This window comes from Nocardia sp. NPDC052254 (genome assembly GCF_040679495.1).
Classification (GTDB): Bacteria; Actinomycetota; Actinomycetes; order Mycobacteriales; family Mycobacteriaceae; genus Nocardia.
The window spans coordinates 1-15,680 of sequence record NZ_JBFAUW010000013.1 but is presented as its reverse complement, the minus strand read 5'-3'; the positions used below and the strand labels follow the sequence as shown (position 1 = coordinate 15,680).

Genomic DNA, 15,680 nt, shown 5'->3' with positions numbered 1-15,680 from the left:
TGCCGTTCCATGACCTCGCCGTCCGATATCCGGATGGGATGTGATCCCGGATATCGGACGGCGGGGGTCGGTGCCGATCAGCCCGGCGCCGACTTCCCGAACCGCCAATACCCCGTGAACGTGATGTCCGCCTTGGCGATACCGCGCTCGACCAGGTGTCGTCGCAGCCCGGAGGCCAGCTTCTGCTCCCCGGCGAGGAAGGCGTAGACCCCGTCCGCCGCGAATTCCGCGGATCGCACCGCTTGCCGTGCGAGACTTCCGATCTCGGCGGCCGGATCGGTGCGGACCAGCCAATTCACCTGTACCCCTTCCGGTTCGCCCAGGTCCTGGGCGTCCTCGGCATGGGTGATCTCGAGATACGCCGCGCCGCGTAGTTCGCGTGGCGCCGAGCGCAGAATGCCCGCGATCGCCGGCACTGCGCTCTCGTCCCCTGCCAGCAGCGACCATGAACTGTGTTGCGGCGGTTGATACATGATGCCCTCGTCGAGCAGGCCGACCGCGGTGCCCGGGGTGGTGTTGGCGGCCCAGCCGCAGGCCGGGGTGTGCTCGCCGTGCATGGCGAAATCGATGTCCAGCTCGGCGGTGTCGCCGAATTCCCCGGCGCCGGCCGGGCGGAACTCGCGCACGGTGTAGTTGCGCACCAGCGGGCGGTGTTCCTTGCTCATCATCAGCCACTGCGCGTACCAGAGATTGCTTGCCGCCGAGGGCAGCTGCAATTCGCCGGCCCGTGGCATGAACAACCGGAACCACTGGTCGAATCCCATCGGAACGAAGTCGTCCAGGCCGGACCCGCCCAGGGTGACCCGGACGAAATTCGGGCTGACGCGTTTGCTCGCGAGTACTTCGGCGGTGAGGATGCGCCGGTCCTCGGGTTTGACGTACTTGGTCCGCTTCGTCATGCGTCTTAGGTTAGCAAAACCTAACTAATCCGGCTGGGTGTGAGCGGGTCGACGTCCCGTTCGGCGCGCTGGTCTGACAGGGTGACAGTGTGAACCCATCGACAGCACAGGCCCAGGTCGTAGTGGACGAACTGGTGCGCGGGGGTGTGCGGGATGTCGTGTTGTGCCCGGGCTCGCGGAATGCGCCGCTGGCGTTCGCCTTGCAGGCCGCCGATGCGGCGGGGCGGCTGCGCCTGCATCTGCGGATCGACGAGCGCACCGCCGGCTTTCTCGCGATCGGCATGGCGATCTCCACCGGTTCCCCGGTTCCGGTGGTGATGACCTCGGGAACCGCCGTGGCCAATCTCGGCCCCGCGGTCCTGGAGGCCAACTACGCCCGGCAGCCCCTCATCGTGCTGAGCGCCAACCGGCCCTACGAGATGCTGGGCAGTGGCGCCAATCAGACCGTCGAGCAGTTCGGCCTGTTCGGCAGCCAGGTCCGTGCCGCGATCAGCATGGGGCTCGCCGAATCGGAGCCGGGCTATCGCAAACAGAACAGTGTGTGGCGCGCGGCGGTCTGCCGCGTGCTGGCCGCGGCCCGCGGTAGCCGTTCGGGCAATGCCGGGCCGGTGCATTTCGATATTCCGCTGCGCGAACCGCTGGTGCCCGACGCGGTGGCGGGTGAACCGATTCCGGCCGGTCGCGCCGGTGACGCGCCATGGACCGAGACCCAGTACGCGACGCTGGACGTTCCGCTCGACATCGACCTGACGCCGGATACCGTCGTCATCTCCGGCCACGGCGCCGGATATCGCGCCGAGCTGGCCCAGCTGCCGACGGTCGCCGAGCCCACCGCCGCGATGCCGGGCCCGGCGCTGCATCCGCTGGTACTGCCGCTGCTGAAGCCGAAGCAGGCCATCATCACCGGACGGCCGACCCTGCACCGGCAGGTGTCGAAGGTGCTGTCCGATCCGGATATCACGGTCTTCGCCCTGACCACCGGGCCGCGCTGGCCCGATGTGTCCGGCAATGTGGTCGGCACCGGCACCCGTGCGGTCACCTCCGGGGCGCCGCGCCCGGAGTGGCTGGAACATTGCCGCGCACTCGACGAGTCGGCCTGCCGCGCGGTGCGGACCGAATTGGCCCGCCATCCCAAGCCGACCGGCCTGCACGTGGCCTCGGTGGTGATGGACGCGCTGCACGACGGCGATCAGCTGCTGCTCGGCGCCTCGAATCCGGTCCGCGACGCCGCGCTGGTGTCGCATCCGCGGCCGGGCGTCAAAGTGCTGTCCAACCGCGGTGTGGCCGGTATCGACGGCACGGTGTCCAGTGCGGTCGGCGCGGCGCTGAGCCATCCCGGGCGCACCTTCGCGCTGATCGGTGACCTGACCTTCCTGCACGACGCGTCCGGATTGCTCATCGGCCCGGGAGAGCCGCGGCCCACGGATCTCACCATCGTGGTCGCCAACGACGACGGCGGCGGCATCTTCGAACTCCTCGAGCAGGGCGATCCGCAGTATGCCGGGGTGTTCGAGCGAATCTTCGGAACCCCGCACGGTATGGATCTGGCCGCGCTGTGCGCCGCCTATCGGATTCCGCACCGGCAGGTCGATCCGGATCGGCTCGCGGCCGAACTCGCCGGGAACGCGCACGGTATCCGGGTTCTGGAGGTCGCGACCGAACGGTCCAGCCTGCGCGAACTCCATGCCGCGGTACAGGCCGGAATCGTCGAATGAGCGCAGCCCGGTAGCCGGGCTCAGGCGTCGGCGCCCGGTTCCTCGTATTCGTCGTCGAGCGGGACGGGAATGGACTGTTCGAGCAGATCCGCCTCGGCCGCCTCACGATCGGCGGTGTGCACGAGTGGTTCGAACTCGGATTCCTCCGGTGCCACATCGATTTTCTGATCCAGCTGATCGGCCTCCGGAATCTCGGCGGAGGTGGTCTCGGCGGTGTGATCGGTCATCGGCTGCTCCCTTGCGCTGAGGATCGACTGAGCTGAGGGTGCGGATTCGCCGGATTCCCCCGATCCGGCACTGTCGAGGATGCCCCGGCTACGCCGGGTCGGCAACCCCGCCGGCCTCATCGGCGGAACAGTCCGGCTTCGGCCGCCGTCGCCGCGGCTTCGGCCGCGGTCACCGCGACGGCGTCGTCGATGGCATCACCGGAGGTCAGGAATCGGTAGTACAGCGGTGCCGACACCGCGGACAGCAGTGCGCGGGCATCGGTGCGCGGCCCGAGTTCGCCGCGTTCGATCGCCGCGGCGACGCACGGTGTCCATTCGGTGAGCCGCACATCGTAGAAGCGATGTAATGCCGCCGCGGTCTCGGGATCGCTGATCGCGGCGGCGATCAGCGCCTTGAACAGCGGTCCCTGGCGCTCGTCGGCGAGGGTGCGGGCCACCAGGCGGGCATTGGCGACGAGGTCACCGCGCAGCGATCCGGTGTTCGCGTGCGGCAGTGAGGTTTCCGCCATCTCGGTGAGCAGATCCGCGACCAGCCCGGCCGGGCTGCGCCAGCGCCGGTACACCGTGGTCTTTCCCACCTCCGCCCGGATCGCGACCTCGCCCAGATCCATTGCGGTGAATCCGCGTTCGGCCAGCAGATCACCGGCGACACGCAATACCGACTCGCGCACCCGGGCGGTGCGGCCGCCGGGGCGCACCGATCCGGGAACGGCACCATCGGAACTCATAACGGCCCTCCAGTTTCATTAGTGGCGAGATGAGTGTATCGTCTGGATTGTTAATGAAACTATGGTTCCGTTAGGGGTTGGTCATGGAATATCGTCGACTGGGCGCATCGGGTCTGCTCGTACCCGCACTGAGCTTCGGCGCGGGCACCTTCGGCGGTCGCGGAGAATTGTTCGGCGCCTGGGGTGATACCGACGCCGAACAGGCCCGCCGGATGGTCGATGTGGCGCTGGACGCGGGCGTGACGATGTTCGACACCGCGGACGTCTACTCCGACGGCGCCTCGGAAGAAGTGCTGGGCCAGGCGATTCGAGGCCGGCGCGATCGAGTGCTGTTGTCGACCAAGGCGTCGCTGCCCACCGGCCCGGGACCCGGTGACGGCGGCTCGGGCCGGGCCCGGCTGATCACCGCGGTCGACGCGGCCCTGCGCCGGCTCGGCACCGATTACCTCGACCTGTTCCAGCTGCACGCCTTCGATGCCGCGACACCGGTCGACGAGGTGCTGGCCGCACTCGGAGATCTGGTGCGGGCCGGGAAGATCCGTTATGTCGGCGCGTCGAACTTCGCGGGCTGGCAGTTGATGAAATCCCTCGCCGCGGCCGATCGCGGCGGCCATCCCCGCTATGTCGCCCATCAGGTCTACTACTCGCTGGTCGGGCGCGACTACGAGTGGGAACTGATGCCGCTCGGCCACGACCAGGGTGTCGGGGCGATGGTGTGGAGCCCGCTGGGCTGGGGCAGACTCACCGGCAAAATCCGCCGCGGACAACCACTTCCGGCGGGCAGCCGCCTGCACCGTACGGCCGAAGCCGGACCGCCGGTCCGTGACGAGTTGCTCTACGACGTGGTGGACGTCCTCGACGAGATCGCCGCGGAAACCGGGAAGTCCGTGCCCCAGATCGCGTTGAACTGGCTGTTGTCGCGCCCGACCGTCGCGACCGTCATCGTCGGCGCTCGCAACGAGGAACAGTTGCGGCAGAACCTCGGCGCGGTGGGCTGGCAGCTCGATGCCGAACACCTGGCCCGCCTCGACAAGGTCAGCGCGCTGACGCCGCCGTATCCCTACTACCCGTACTACCGGCTGCCGGATTTCGCGCGGCTCAACCCGCCGATCGTGTAGTGGTCAGTACACATCCCGCACGTATCGCTTCTCGGCGGTCAGCTGCTTCTTGAACGCCAGTGCCGCACCCTCGTCGAGCTTGCCGTGGATGCGGGCGATCGTGAGCAGCGTGTCGTCCACATCGCGGGCCATGCGCGCGGCGTCACCGCACACGAACAGGTAGGCGCCGTCGCGCAGCCACGACCACAGCTCGGCCCCGTGCTCGATCATGCGGTGCTGCACATAGATCCGTTCGCGCTGATCGCGGGAGAAGGCCAGATCCAGCCGGGTCAGGAAGCCCGATCGGAACATGTCCTCGAGTTCCGCGCGATAGTAGAAATTGTCCCGTGCGTGCTGATCGCCGAAGAACAACCAGTTCCGGCCGCGGCAGCCGAGGGCCCGCCGTTCGTGCAGGAATCCGCGGAACGGGGCGATACCGGTACCCGGCCCGATCATGATCATCGGTGCGGCCGGATCCAGCGGCGGACGGAAATGCGGTGCGCGCTGCAGGAATACCGGTACGCCGGTGGACTCGTCGCGGTCGGCGAGGTAGGTGGAGCAGATACCGCCGCGAGGGTCGCCGACCGCGCCGTAGCGCACGACGCCGACGGTCAGCTGCACCTCCTGTGGGCTCACCACGGGACTCGACGAAATCGAATATTGGCGCGGCTGTAGCTTTTTCAGCACACCCAGCCATTCGATCAGATCGGCTCGCACCGGGAAGTCGCGCAGTACGTCGACCGCGTGCCGATCCCACAGATAGCGCTCGAGCTCATTTCGATTGTCGCGGCGCAGCAGCTTTGCCAGTTGCTGATTCGGATTGTGGGTCGCGATGAACGACAGCAGATCACCGCTGATCTTGCTGATGTCGAAGTGGGTGCGCAGCGCAGTGTCGAACGGTACCTCGCGCCCGTCGAGCTCGACCGTGCGAGTGCCGTCGAGACCGGTCGTGGTCAGCCAGTTCCGTACCGCGAATTCGCTGTTGGCCGGCCATATACCCAAGCTGTCGCCGACCTCGTAGGAAGCCTCGAGCTCGGTCAGATCGAAGCCGAACTGCCGCACCTCCTTCGAGGACGCGGGGCTCGACAGCAGTTCGCTGCGCACCAGTGGCGCCAGTACCGGCGACTGCCGGGTGAACGGTGCCGGGGCGGCTCGGGTGGGTGCGGGTGCGAGCCGCGCCTCGGTGCGGTCGAGCACCCCCACACCGGAGCCGCGCGCGGGCGCGGGGCCGCCACCACCGGTCGGTGGGTCGGTTTCGGCGCCGCCCAGGGCGGCCAGGACCGCCGCGATCCACGCATCGGAGAGCTCTTGATGGTCCGGTTCGCTGTCCACCCGGTCCAGCAGCCGAGTCGCGCCGCGTTCGGATAGCAGCCGGTCGAGTTTGCGACCGTAACCACAGAAGTCGTCGTAGGAGGAATCACCGAGTGCGAAGATCGCGTACCGCACATCCGGGTGCCGGGACCCGCTGTCCTGCAATCGCTCCCAGAAGTCGGTCGCGTTGTCCGGTGGTCCGCCGTCGCCGAAGGTGCTGGTGATCAGCAGGACATCGCCGGTCAGCTCCGGCAGTTCACAGGAGTTCATGTCCACCAGCCGGGGCGTGTGCCCGTGCTCGGCGAGGGCGGCCGCGACCGCGGCGGCCAATTCCTCGGCGGTACCGGTCTGCGAGGCCCACAGCACCGTCACCGCGGGACCGGCGGGCGTCTGCGGCTGTGTTGCCGCGGTTGTCTCCGGCGCGCCGGCGCCCGCGGCACGGGAGTACATCCCGGCGAGCAGCCCGTCGATCCACCATCGGCTGCGGTCCGACAGCGGCGCCGATTCCGGCAGTATCGGCTGGCCCTGCACCGGAAGTGATTGCAGCGCGGCCAGATAGCCGCCGAGATAGATGCGTTCGGTCTCGCTGAGTGTCGGCGCGGAACCGGAATCCAGGCCGAGCACCGCGGCCAGGGGGTGCGCCGCGGTCTGCGGTGTGCGCACGGGTTCGGTCGCGGGCTCGGGGAGCGGTATCGGCGCGACCCGGCGCAGTGTCACCGCACAGGCCTTGAATTCGGGCTGCAGCGAATCCGTGTCGACGGCATCGTTGGTGACGGCGTTGATGGTCAGATATTCCCCCTGCTCGTCGTTCCAGTGGAAGGGCGCGAAACACGCACCCTCCCGGACTCGATCGGTGATCTGTACCGGCAGTACGGCTCGCCCACGGCGCGAGGCGATTTCGACGGGATCATCCGGGCGTATCCCCAGCCGGCGCGCATCCTCGGGATGGACCTCGAGAAAAGGCGCCGGATTCAACTTGTTGAGTTTCGCCACCCGCCCGGTCTTGGTCATGGTGTGCCATTGATGCTGGACGCGACCGGTATTGAGGACGAACGGGTAGTCGTCATCGGGCATCTCCGCGGGTGCCATGTGTGGCCGCGGCCAGAACACACCGCGCCCGCTCGCGGTGGGGAAGATCAACTCATCGGTCCGATAGCGAATCGGATTGCGACGCTGCGCCGGATCCGGGCAGGGCCACTGCATCGGCCCCTCGCGCAGCGCGGCATAACTCATTCCGCTCAGGTCGTATCCGGTCCCCGGATTGGCGAAACGGCGGATCTCGTCGAATACCTCGGCGCTGGAACCGAATTCGAATCCCGGAAATCCCATCGCGGTCGCGATGCGGGAGATCCACTGCCAATCCGGCATCGCATCCCCCGCCGGATCCACCGAATGCTGCAACAGGGTCACGTCGCGTTCGGAATTCACCATCACAGCGTCGGCCTCCGCCCACAGCGTCGCCGGTAACAGCAGATCGGCGTAGGCATTGGTGGCGGTATCGAGATATACATCCTGGGTGATCACCAGCTCCGCCGCCTCCAGCCCCGCGATGACGGTTTTGCGATTCGCCACCGAAGCGACCGGATTGCTGCAGATGATCCAGCACGCCTTGACCGTGCCCTCGACCAGGGAACGGAACATCTCGATGGTGCCCTGCCCCGATTCGGCGCGGACGGTCCCCTCCGGCAGCCCCCATTCGGTTTCCACGAACCGGCGATCCGCCTCGACCAGGGCACTACGCTGGCCCGGCAGTCCGGGGCCCATATAGCCCATTTCTCGACCGCCCATGGCATTCGGCTGTCCCGTCAGCGAGAACGGTCCACTCCCGGGCCTGCAGATCGCGCCGGTCGCCAGGTGCAGATTGCAGATCGCATTGGTGTTCCAGGTGCCGTGCGTGGACTGGTTCAGTCCCATGGTCCACAGGCTGGTCCATTCACCGGCCGCGCCGATCCAGCCGGCGGCGGTACGAATATCTGCTTCGGCCAGTCCGGTGATCTCGGCGACCCGGGCCGGGGGATAGTCGGCGAGGAATTCCGGCATCGCCGCCCAGCCCTCGGTGTGCGCGGCGATGAATTCGGAGTCGATATCCCCGTTCTCGACGAGAAGATGCAGCAGCCCGTTCAGCAACGCCAGATCCGTGCCGGGCGCGATTTGCAGGAACAGATCCGCGCGGGCGGCGGTCTCGGTGCGACGCGGATCCACGACGATCAGTTTCGCGCCGGCTTTGAGTCGATCGGCCATGCGCAGGAACAGGATCGGATGGCAATCGGCCATATTCGCGCCGATCACGAAGAACACATCGGCATGATCGAGATCGTCGTAGGAGCCGGGCGGCCCGTCGGCGCCGAGGGATTGCTTGTAACCGGTGCCCGCACTCGCCATACACAGCCGGGAATTGGATTCGATGTGGACGGTGCGCAGATAGCCTTTGGCCAATTTGTTCGCCAGATACTGCGCTTCCAGCGACATCTGGCCGGAGACGTAGAGCGCTATCGCGTCGGGGCCGTGCTCGTCGGCGATCGCGCGTAACCGGTCGGCGGCCTCGCGCACGGCCGCCTCGACCGATACCGCCGCCGGTTCCTGTCCGCGCCGGGTGCGGTGCAGGGCCGAGGTCAACCGGCCGGGAGCGCGCATGAGTTCGAGATGGGTCGCGCCCTTGGTGCACAGCCGCCCGGCGTTCACCGGATGCAGTTTGTCGCCGCTGACCTTCGCGATGACCGGAACTCCGGACTCGTCGAACGTGGTCCGTACCGAGATACCGCAGCCCACCCCGCAGTACGAGCACGCGGTCCTGACGGTGCTCGGAGAGTTCTCGGCGGCGCTCGACACATCCCCGATGATCGCGACCGGGCGTTGCGACGGATTTACCCAACGTTATCGGCAGGTGACCAAAATTCTCACCGAGCCGGGCCGGTCCGGTGAGATTCCGGTTTCAACCCGGTCGAAGGCGGTTTTCGTCAGCGAGCCCGAAATCGGAGTGAGCCAACTCACCCCAGTTTGTAACCTCGATGCAGTGCCACGATGCCGCCGGTGAGATTGCGCCATTTCACCGACGACCAGCCCGCATCGGCGATCCGCACCGCCAGCTGCCGCTGATTCGGCCACGCCCGGATCGATTCCGCCAGGTAGACGTAGGCGTCCGGATTACTGCTGACCGTCTCCGCGACCTTCGGCAATACTCGCATCAGATATTCCATGTACACCGTGCGGAACGGGCCGAAGACCGGTGTGGAGAACTCCGCCACGACCAGTCGCCCGCCCGGTTTGGTGACCCGCAGCATCTCGCGCAGGGCCAGGTCCGGATCGGACACGTTGCGCAGGCCGTAGGAGATCGCGACCGCATCGAAGGAGTCGTCGGCGAACGGCAGCGCCGTGGCATCGCCGTTCACCATCGGAACGTCCCGGAATCGCCCGGCCTCCAACATGCCCTTGGAGAAGTCCAGCGCCAGGCACCAGGCGCCGGACTTCGCGAATTCGGCGGTGGAGACACCGGTTCCGGCGGCGAGATCCAGCACCCGCTCGCCCGGCCGCAGGGCCAGCGCCCGGCGTGTGGCCCAGCGCCAGTAGCGGTCCTGCCCGCCGGTGAGCACGGTATTGGTCAGGTCATACCGCTTCGCGACCCCGTCGAACATGGACGCGACCTCGCGCGGTTGCTTGTCCAACGAGGCCCGAAACGACTCTGTCTTCGCCACAGCAGCGACCCTAGCGCGGACCGCCCGGGTGGGGGACGCGGGTCGGTACGCAACCGGGACTGCGACCGGACCACCAGATGGTCGAAGACCCGAACCCACGCCTGCGGCGGAACGAATCCGACGGTGAGCTCACGGGAGATCCCCGCGTCGGCGCACGCCGCGTGGACCCGCGCCGCGGGATGGGCGCGGCGCAGCGAGGCGGTGAACGAACCACCCACACCGGAGAATCCGAGGTCCACCAGTCTGCGGTAGTCGGCGCGAAATCCCTGGGGGAGCAGCGGTTCCGGCCGCCGCCGCAAGGTCAGCACGCCGGCGTCGACCGCGGGCCGGGGATGGAAGACATCGCGGCCGACCCGGGGACCGAGCGCCGGTTCGGTCCACGGCCAGTGTGTGATCGACAATTTCGACCAGCGGCCGTAGTCCCCGGAGTGTTTGCGGGCGAATTCCCACTGGGTCAGCAGGGTCGCGGAGGTCAGATGCCGTGCGGCCAGACACCATCGCACGATATCGGTGGTGATGGCGAACGGTACGTTCGCGACCACCGTGAACGGTTCCTCCGGTGCGCGGATATCACGAAAATCGCTGTGCTGGAGATATATTCGGTCGTCATCGGCGTATCGCCGCCGCAACCGGGCGGCATGGTGGGGATCCTTCTCATAGGCCCGCACGCGCCGGCTGACGGTCAGCAGGTGCCGGGTGAGCATGCCGGCGCCGGGGCCGACCTCGAGCACCAGATCCGCCGGGGTGATACCGGATTCACGCACGAGCATCCGGGCGATCCGGGGATCGGTGAGGAAGTTCTGGGACAGAGTTTTTCGAGTGTGGGAGCGGGACATGGGTGTCCTCCGAACGGAGCGGTCGAATCGGAATCGCTGATTCGCCTGGACCCGCATTCACCGCACACCGCCACACCTCGTGATCCGATCGCGGCACGACGGCCGCCTTGTGAATGACGAGGAATACCTCCGAGGTTTCGGAGGGGAAGGGGTGCTAGCGGTTACCGGGGGCCCGGGCAGCGATGCGCAGCCGCACGAAATACGCGCCCACCGCGCACGCCCCGTTCATGCCTGAGATTCCCATGTCGCCGACCGTAACCGTCGCGATCATCGGCGTCCATCGAATTTCCCGGCGCTGCGTACCGCCGTCGGCGGGCCGTGTCGGATCCCGCCCGGCGCGCTCAAGCGCTGCGATGCAGAGCCCGCTGCCCGCCGATGACCTCGTGGTAGTGACCCATCAGTTCGGTGCAGATGGCCGGCCAGGTGCGATGCAGGACGGATTTGCGTGCGGCACCGGCGAATCGGGTGCGGACGGCCGGATCGCGCAGCGCCCCGACCGCACTGGGCAGCAATTCGGCGAAGCGATCGACCGGCAGCAGATATCCGTTGCGGCAGTGGGCGATCAGATCGCGCGGGCCGCCCGCGTCGGGCCCGATCACCGGTATGCCGCAGGCCAGCGCCTCCTGCACGCCCTGGCAGAAGGTCTCGTGCTCGCCGGGATGCACCATCAGATCCAGGCTGGCATATGCCCGCGCCAGCTCGGCCCCACCGAGTTCGCCGGTGAAGATCGCCGTCGGCAGCAGGCGTTCCAGCCGGGCACGCTCGGGTCCGTCACCGACCACGACCAGACGCACATCGTCGTCGTGGTCCAGTGCCACCAGCCGCTCGACATGTTTCTCCGGCGCCAGCCGTCCCACGAATCCCACCACCAGCCGATCCCCGGCCGCCCATTCGTCGTGCAGTCCGCCGTCGCGCACCGTGGGCGTGAACCGCACCGCGTCCACACCGCGCGCCCAGCGGTGCACCCGCGAAATACCGTGCCGCTCCAGATCTTCCATCGCCGCCGAGGACGGCGCCAGCGTGCGCGCCGCGCGATTGTGGATCCGCCGGGTCCAGGCCCATGCCGCCCGCTGTGCCGCACCCAGCCCGTAGCTGGCCGCGAATCCGGCCACATCGGTCTGATAGACCGCCACCGCGGGCAGATCCAGGCGCAGCGCCGCCGCCGCGCCGCCCGCACCCAGCAGAAATGGCGAGGCCAGGTGGACCACGTCGGTGTCGAAATCCTGAATCGCCGAGGTGAGTATCGGCTGCGGGAGGCCGACCGGCAGCGAGCTGACCTTGGGCACCATCACCGCCGGCACCCGGATCACCGGGAAACGTCCGTGGGCGCGGGTGGCGGCGGGCCGGCCCCGCGGGGTATCGGGCGCGATGACCAGCGCGTCGTGTCCGTGGCGGTCCAGATGGTCCAGGACCTGCAGCACGGAGTTCACGACACCGTTCATATTCGGCAGAAACGATTCGGAGACGATCGCTACACGCACCACTGCAGTGTCCGATACGGGGCACGCCACGACACCACACCCGAATGACGGATGTGCGAAGTTCGGGCGAACAGCTATGCGCCCGAACTCGCCGCCTGCCGCCGTCGTGCGATCCGCCGGAGCAGCCACAACGTCGGCAGAGCCACCGCCCACACCACCAGGATCACCGACAGCGCGGGAATGATCGCGACCCGCGCGTCGCGCCCGGCCACCCGGACCAGGTCGGGGTCGCTGCGCCGATATTCGACATTGATCCGCTCGCCCGCGGTGAGTTTGGTCGGATACAGCACGCCGACCTTGGGGTTGCGGGTGCCCCCGTCCGGGGTGACATAGGTGACCGCGGAGCGCAGCCGCCCGGCGGACAGTACTTCCGCGCTGGTCACGCCCTTGTCGGAGCTGATGAGCATGTCATCGCGCCACGCCGCGAGTACCAGCAGCACAGCCAGCACACTCACCGCGGTGGCGATCGTCACGATGGTTATCCGCGTCCGTCGCAGCGGCCGCGAGCCGGCGTCGGCTCGAAGCTCAGGCGCAGCAGACTCGGTGGTTTCCGACACCGCAACAGGCTATTGCATGGCTGGATATAGCGTGTGCACCCATGTCCCGTAACTTCCGCTTCACCGTGTCATACACCGTCCCGGTCGAGGAATTGCACCGGGCGCTCACCAGCGACGAATTCTGGCAGGCCCGCTTCGAAGGAGCCGAGACCGCGACCATCGAATTGGACCATCCGAACGGTCCGGGCACCATCCATCTACGCATGACCGAGCGGGCACAGCCGGAGAAGATCCCCGCCATCGTGCGCAAGGTTCTCAAAAACGATCTGGTGCTCGAACGCACCGACGACTGGGGCCCGCTCGACGGCGACAACGCCCGCGGCACCTTCACCGCGACCTCGACGGGCATCTCCTCGGAGATGAGTGGGAAGTATCTGCTGCGCGGGAGCGCCACCGGCTCCGAACTCGAGGTCAGCGGCACCGTCAAGGTCAAGGTGCCGCTGGTGGGCGGGGCCATCGAACCGCTGGCCGAGCAATTGCAGCAGCGGGTGGTCAACAGCGAGCGCAAATTCGTCGAAAAGTATTTCGCCGCGAAGACCGAGGCCTGAGCAGGGAGCGCCCGAGCGCGACGGCTCGTGCACACGGTCACCGCGTGCACGAGCCCGCGAGGTTCTACTGTGACCAATCGGCCGCGGCCGGATCGAATTCCCGCTGTTCCACCAGCACCAGCCAGTTACCCGAGTTGTCGCGCAGTACCGCTTCCACGCCGTAGGGCCGCTCCGAGGGCGGCTGTACGAATTCCACCCCCTTGGCCGTGAGCTCCTCGTAGGCCTTCTGGCAATTTTCGGTGCGCAGCCCCAGCGCACCCATGGACCCGTTGGCGAGCGAGCGGCGGACGGCCTCGGCCATGTTCTCGTCGAGCGGGGGGCCCGGAACCATGAGCGTGACCTCGAGCTCGGGATGATTCGGCTGGGCAACGGTCACCCAGCGGAACCCGTTGTCGCCCATGGAGATATCGGTGACCTCCACGAAACCCAGGATGTCGATGTACCAGCGCTTCGCCGCGGTCTGGTCGGTCACGTACACCGTGACCAGCGATACGTTCGTGATCGTCGTCATGGGGATCAGGCTATGACCGGGCCTACCGCCCGGGCTTCTCCGAAATTGCGATGTCAGTCCGGCGGACGGCGGTCGGAGAGCCCATGCATGAACACGTAACACCCAGGGATCCGCGGCGCCCCGTCCGCGGCGAATTTCGCCTGATACGCCGAAGGGGACATCCCCACGAGTTCGGTGAACTTGCGGCTGAACGATCCCAGGCTCGAATATCCGACCAGCATGCACGCCTCGGTCACGGTGATATTGCCCGCGCGCAGCAGATCCTGGGCACGTTCGATGCGCCGTTCGGCCAGATACAGCGCCGGTGTACGGCCGTAGGTGGCCGCGAAACAGCGCAGGAAGTGATATTTGGAAACCCCGGCGGCAGCGGCCAATTCGTCCACATCCAGGGGCCGGGCGTATTCGCGATCGGCCAGATCCCGCGCCCGCCGCAGATGGGGGAGCAGATCCTCGGGCACCGACACCGCGCGATCACGCGGCGGCCGGGGTTGGTCGTGACTACCCATCGCCGCCTCCCGCGGTCCCGGACTCCCTGGTCGTCTCCGATTATGACCGGAGCCACCGACACCGAACCCAGATGTCGGCGCCGGTGTCAGCTGAACGGCGCCGGCTCGTCGAACCGCAGGCTCGCCCGGCCGGCGGCCCGCCAGGCGCGCGCGGTCAAATCGGTGTCCTCTTCGTCGACGAGATTGCCCATCACCCGTACCGCGGTGCGCTGCAACAGAGCCGATCGCATCACCGGCGGCCCACCGGTCGGCACCATCCGCGGATGTGTGGCCAGCGCCGCGATCCGCCGTGCCACCGAGAACGTGCGTCCGTAGCGGGCCCGCAGCAGATCCGGCCACAGCGTGGTCAGATCCGGCTCGTCCAGCAGCTTCGACAGCAGATGCCCGCCCTCGAGCCCGTAGTCGATGCCCTCACCGTTGAGTGGATTCACACACCCCGCGGCATCACCGACCAGCACCCAGTTCGGCCCCGCGACATTGGACACCGCACCGCCCATCGGCAACAGCGCCGAGGCGACCGCCCGAGCCTCACCGTCGAACTGCCACTCCGCCCGGCGCAGCGAGACATAGTGCTGTAGAAGGGGTTTCAACGCGATATGCGAAGGCCGGCGCTCGGTGGCCAGCGATCCCACCCCGATGTTGACCTCACCATTGCCCAGCGGGAACACCCAGCCGTAGCCGGGAACCAGGCCACCGTCGGCATCACGCAGTTCCAGATGCGAGGTGATCCATTCGTCGTCGCTGCGGGCGGAGCGGATGTAGGCCCGCGCGGCCACACCGTAGGCGAACTGCCGATGCCAGACCCGGCCCAGCAATTTCCCGATCGGTGACCGCACCCCGTCGGCGACGATCAGGGTCTCGCAGCGAATGTCGTGGCTCCCGGATTCGGTCCGCACGGTCACACCGGTGACCCGGTCGCCGTCGCGCGCCACCGACACCACCCGCGCACCGTCGATCATGCGGGCGCCCCACTTGATCGCGGTCTCGCGCAGTTTGTCGTCGAGTTCGGTCCGCGGCACGGCACTTCCGTACGTCGGGAAGGACCCGCCCGGCCAGGGCAGCAATGCCTCACGGCCGAATCCGGCCATCCGCAGCCCGCGATTGACGGTGTGCGCGCGCACCCAGTCGCCGAGGCCGAGTGCCTCCAGTTCCGCGGTGGCGCGGGGAGTCAGCCCGTCGCCGCAGGTCTTGTCGCGAGGAAAGGTCGCGGCATCGGTGAGCAACACGTCGCGCCCGGTCCGCGCCGCCCAGGCCGCGGCCGCGGAACCGGCCGGTCCCGCACCCACCACCAGCACCTCGACGTGCTCCGGCACGACGGTGTCGCGCTCCCGCTCCGGTACCGTCGAGCCCCCGGCCTCAGCTGAACCCATGCCCCAATACTGGCAGTATGTTCTGCCTTCGCTTCGCTCAGGCGGGGTTCGCGGCCCCTTGGTCTCGCCGTTCGGGTGCCGCTGCTTGCTCCCTCGTCGCTTGCGCAGCGTGTTCGACACCATGTTCGTCTTCGAGTCCTACCCGCCCGGCCGCAAGGAGCTCGAGCGATTGCTGGGCACCGCGGGGCTGCAGCTGGCCTCC

13 protein-coding genes and 1 pseudogene are annotated in these 15,680 nt (G+C 67.7%); 3 read left to right on the top strand and 11 right to left on the bottom strand.

Translation table 11 applies throughout. The annotated features are described in order from the left end of the window. Nucleotides 1-77 precede the first annotated feature (77 nt). Nucleotides 78-899, bottom strand: coding sequence for a siderophore-interacting protein (locus AB0L57_RS26390; RefSeq protein ID WP_364967396.1), 822 nt, complete (start codon nt 897-899; stop codon nt 78-80). Nucleotides 900-988: 89 nt separating this feature from the next. Between AB0L57_RS26390 and menD the strand changes: the two genes are divergently transcribed. Next, nucleotides 989-2,614, top strand: a complete 1,626-nt coding sequence (gene menD / locus AB0L57_RS26385; protein WP_364967393.1) for a 2-succinyl-5-enolpyruvyl-6-hydroxy-3-cyclohexene-1-carboxylic-acid synthase — start codon at nt 989-991, stop codon at nt 2,612-2,614. Nucleotides 2,615-2,634: 20 nt separating this feature from the next. On the opposite strand, the gene AB0L57_RS26380 is transcribed toward menD, so the two are convergent. Together AB0L57_RS26380 and AB0L57_RS26375 are read right to left on the bottom strand one after the other, a co-directional pair. Next, nucleotides 2,635-2,841 carry a hypothetical protein gene (locus AB0L57_RS26380; RefSeq protein WP_364967391.1) on the bottom strand — a complete coding sequence of 69 codons (207 nt, stop codon included), beginning with the start codon at nt 2,839-2,841 and terminating at the stop codon, nt 2,635-2,637. A 116-nt stretch (nt 2,842-2,957) separates the two neighbouring features. Further along, on the bottom strand, nt 2,958-3,569 hold the full coding sequence (locus AB0L57_RS26375) for a TetR/AcrR family transcriptional regulator (RefSeq protein ID WP_364967389.1): 612 nt from the start codon (nt 3,567-3,569) through the stop codon (nt 2,958-2,960). Between the two features lie 83 nt (nt 3,570-3,652). Here AB0L57_RS26375 and AB0L57_RS26370 point away from each other — a divergent pair, with 83 nt between their 5' ends. Continuing rightward, the gene (locus AB0L57_RS26370; RefSeq protein ID WP_364967386.1) at nt 3,653-4,687 is read left to right on the top strand and encodes an aldo/keto reductase; all 1,035 of its coding nucleotides are present in this window, start codon (nt 3,653-3,655) and stop codon (nt 4,685-4,687) included. A 3-nt stretch (nt 4,688-4,690) separates the two neighbouring features. Here AB0L57_RS26370 and AB0L57_RS26365 read toward each other — a convergent pair whose 3' ends face one another. The 5 genes from AB0L57_RS26365 to AB0L57_RS26345 all read right to left on the bottom strand — a co-directional run bounded on the left by AB0L57_RS26365 (nt 4,691) and on the right by AB0L57_RS26345 (nt 12,468). Then, the gene (locus tag AB0L57_RS26365) at nt 4,691-8,806 is read right to left on the bottom strand and encodes a bifunctional nitrate reductase/sulfite reductase flavoprotein subunit alpha (protein ID WP_364967384.1); all 4,116 of its coding nucleotides are present in this window, start codon (nt 8,804-8,806) and stop codon (nt 4,691-4,693) included. 158 nt (nt 8,807-8,964) lie between these two features. Further along, nucleotides 8,965-9,609, bottom strand: coding sequence for a demethylmenaquinone methyltransferase (locus AB0L57_RS26360; RefSeq protein WP_364967381.1), 645 nt, complete (start codon nt 9,607-9,609; stop codon nt 8,965-8,967). Beyond that, nucleotides 9,576-10,505 carry a 23S ribosomal RNA methyltransferase Erm gene (gene erm, locus AB0L57_RS26355; RefSeq protein ID WP_364967378.1) on the bottom strand — a complete coding sequence of 310 codons (930 nt, stop codon included), beginning with the start codon at nt 10,503-10,505 and terminating at the stop codon, nt 9,576-9,578. The genes AB0L57_RS26360 and erm overlap by 34 nt, the downstream gene beginning before the upstream one ends. 341 nt (nt 10,506-10,846) lie before the next feature. Further along, nucleotides 10,847-11,986 (bottom strand): glycosyltransferase family 1 protein, encoded by a 1,140-nt coding sequence (locus tag AB0L57_RS26350; protein WP_364967376.1) that lies wholly within the window; start codon nt 11,984-11,986, stop codon nt 10,847-10,849. A 74-nt stretch (nt 11,987-12,060) separates the two neighbouring features. Then, a complete protein-coding gene (locus tag AB0L57_RS26345) occupies nt 12,061-12,468 on the bottom strand; it encodes a DUF3592 domain-containing protein (RefSeq protein WP_364967680.1) in 408 nt (135 codons plus the stop codon). A 116-nt stretch (nt 12,469-12,584) separates the two neighbouring features. On the opposite strand from AB0L57_RS26345, the gene AB0L57_RS26340 reads away from it, so the two are divergent. Next, entirely contained in the window at nt 12,585-13,091 is a 507-nt protein-coding gene (locus tag AB0L57_RS26340; RefSeq protein ID WP_364967374.1) for a DUF2505 domain-containing protein, read from the top strand. Nucleotides 13,092-13,155: 64 nt separating this feature from the next. On the opposite strand, the gene AB0L57_RS26335 is transcribed toward AB0L57_RS26340, so the two are convergent. The 3 genes and pseudogenes from AB0L57_RS26335 to AB0L57_RS26325 all read right to left on the bottom strand — a co-directional run bounded on the left by AB0L57_RS26335 (nt 13,156) and on the right by AB0L57_RS26325 (nt 15,478). Beyond that, the gene (locus tag AB0L57_RS26335) at nt 13,156-13,602 is read right to left on the bottom strand and encodes a VOC family protein (RefSeq protein ID WP_364967372.1); all 447 of its coding nucleotides are present in this window, start codon (nt 13,600-13,602) and stop codon (nt 13,156-13,158) included. A 65-nt stretch (nt 13,603-13,667) separates the two neighbouring features. Beyond that, a pseudogene (locus AB0L57_RS26330) lies at nt 13,668-14,108 on the bottom strand (helix-turn-helix transcriptional regulator); the annotation flags it as partial. Nucleotides 14,109-14,194: 86 nt separating this feature from the next. Further along, nucleotides 14,195-15,478 carry a geranylgeranyl reductase family protein gene (locus tag AB0L57_RS26325; protein WP_364967369.1) on the bottom strand — a complete coding sequence of 428 codons (1,284 nt, stop codon included), beginning with the start codon at nt 15,476-15,478 and terminating at the stop codon, nt 14,195-14,197. Nucleotides 15,479-15,680: the final 202 nt, after the last annotated feature.

Coding starts and splice junctions, on each gene's coding strand:
- AB0L57_RS26390 (WP_364967396.1), bottom strand. CDS start 899: ATGACGAAGCGGACCAAGTACGTCAAACCCGAGGACCGGCGCATCCTC.
- AB0L57_RS26380 (WP_364967391.1), bottom strand. CDS start 2,841: ATGACCGATCACACCGCCGAGACCACCTCCGCCGAGATTCCGGAGGCC.
- AB0L57_RS26375 (WP_364967389.1), bottom strand. CDS start 3,569: ATGAGTTCCGATGGTGCCGTTCCCGGATCGGTGCGCCCCGGCGGCCGC.
- AB0L57_RS26370 (WP_364967386.1), top strand. CDS start 3,653: ATGGAATATCGTCGACTGGGCGCATCGGGTCTGCTCGTACCCGCACTG.
- AB0L57_RS26360 (WP_364967381.1), bottom strand. CDS start 9,609: ATGTTCGACGGGGTCGCGAAGCGGTATGACCTGACCAATACCGTGCTC.
- erm (WP_364967378.1), bottom strand. CDS start 10,505: ATGTCCCGCTCCCACACTCGAAAAACTCTGTCCCAGAACTTCCTCACC.
- AB0L57_RS26340 (WP_364967374.1), top strand. CDS start 12,585: ATGTCCCGTAACTTCCGCTTCACCGTGTCATACACCGTCCCGGTCGAG.
- AB0L57_RS26335 (WP_364967372.1), bottom strand. CDS start 13,602: ATGACGACGATCACGAACGTATCGCTGGTCACGGTGTACGTGACCGAC.
- AB0L57_RS26325 (WP_364967369.1), bottom strand. CDS start 15,478: ATGGGTTCAGCTGAGGCCGGGGGCTCGACGGTACCGGAGCGGGAGCGC.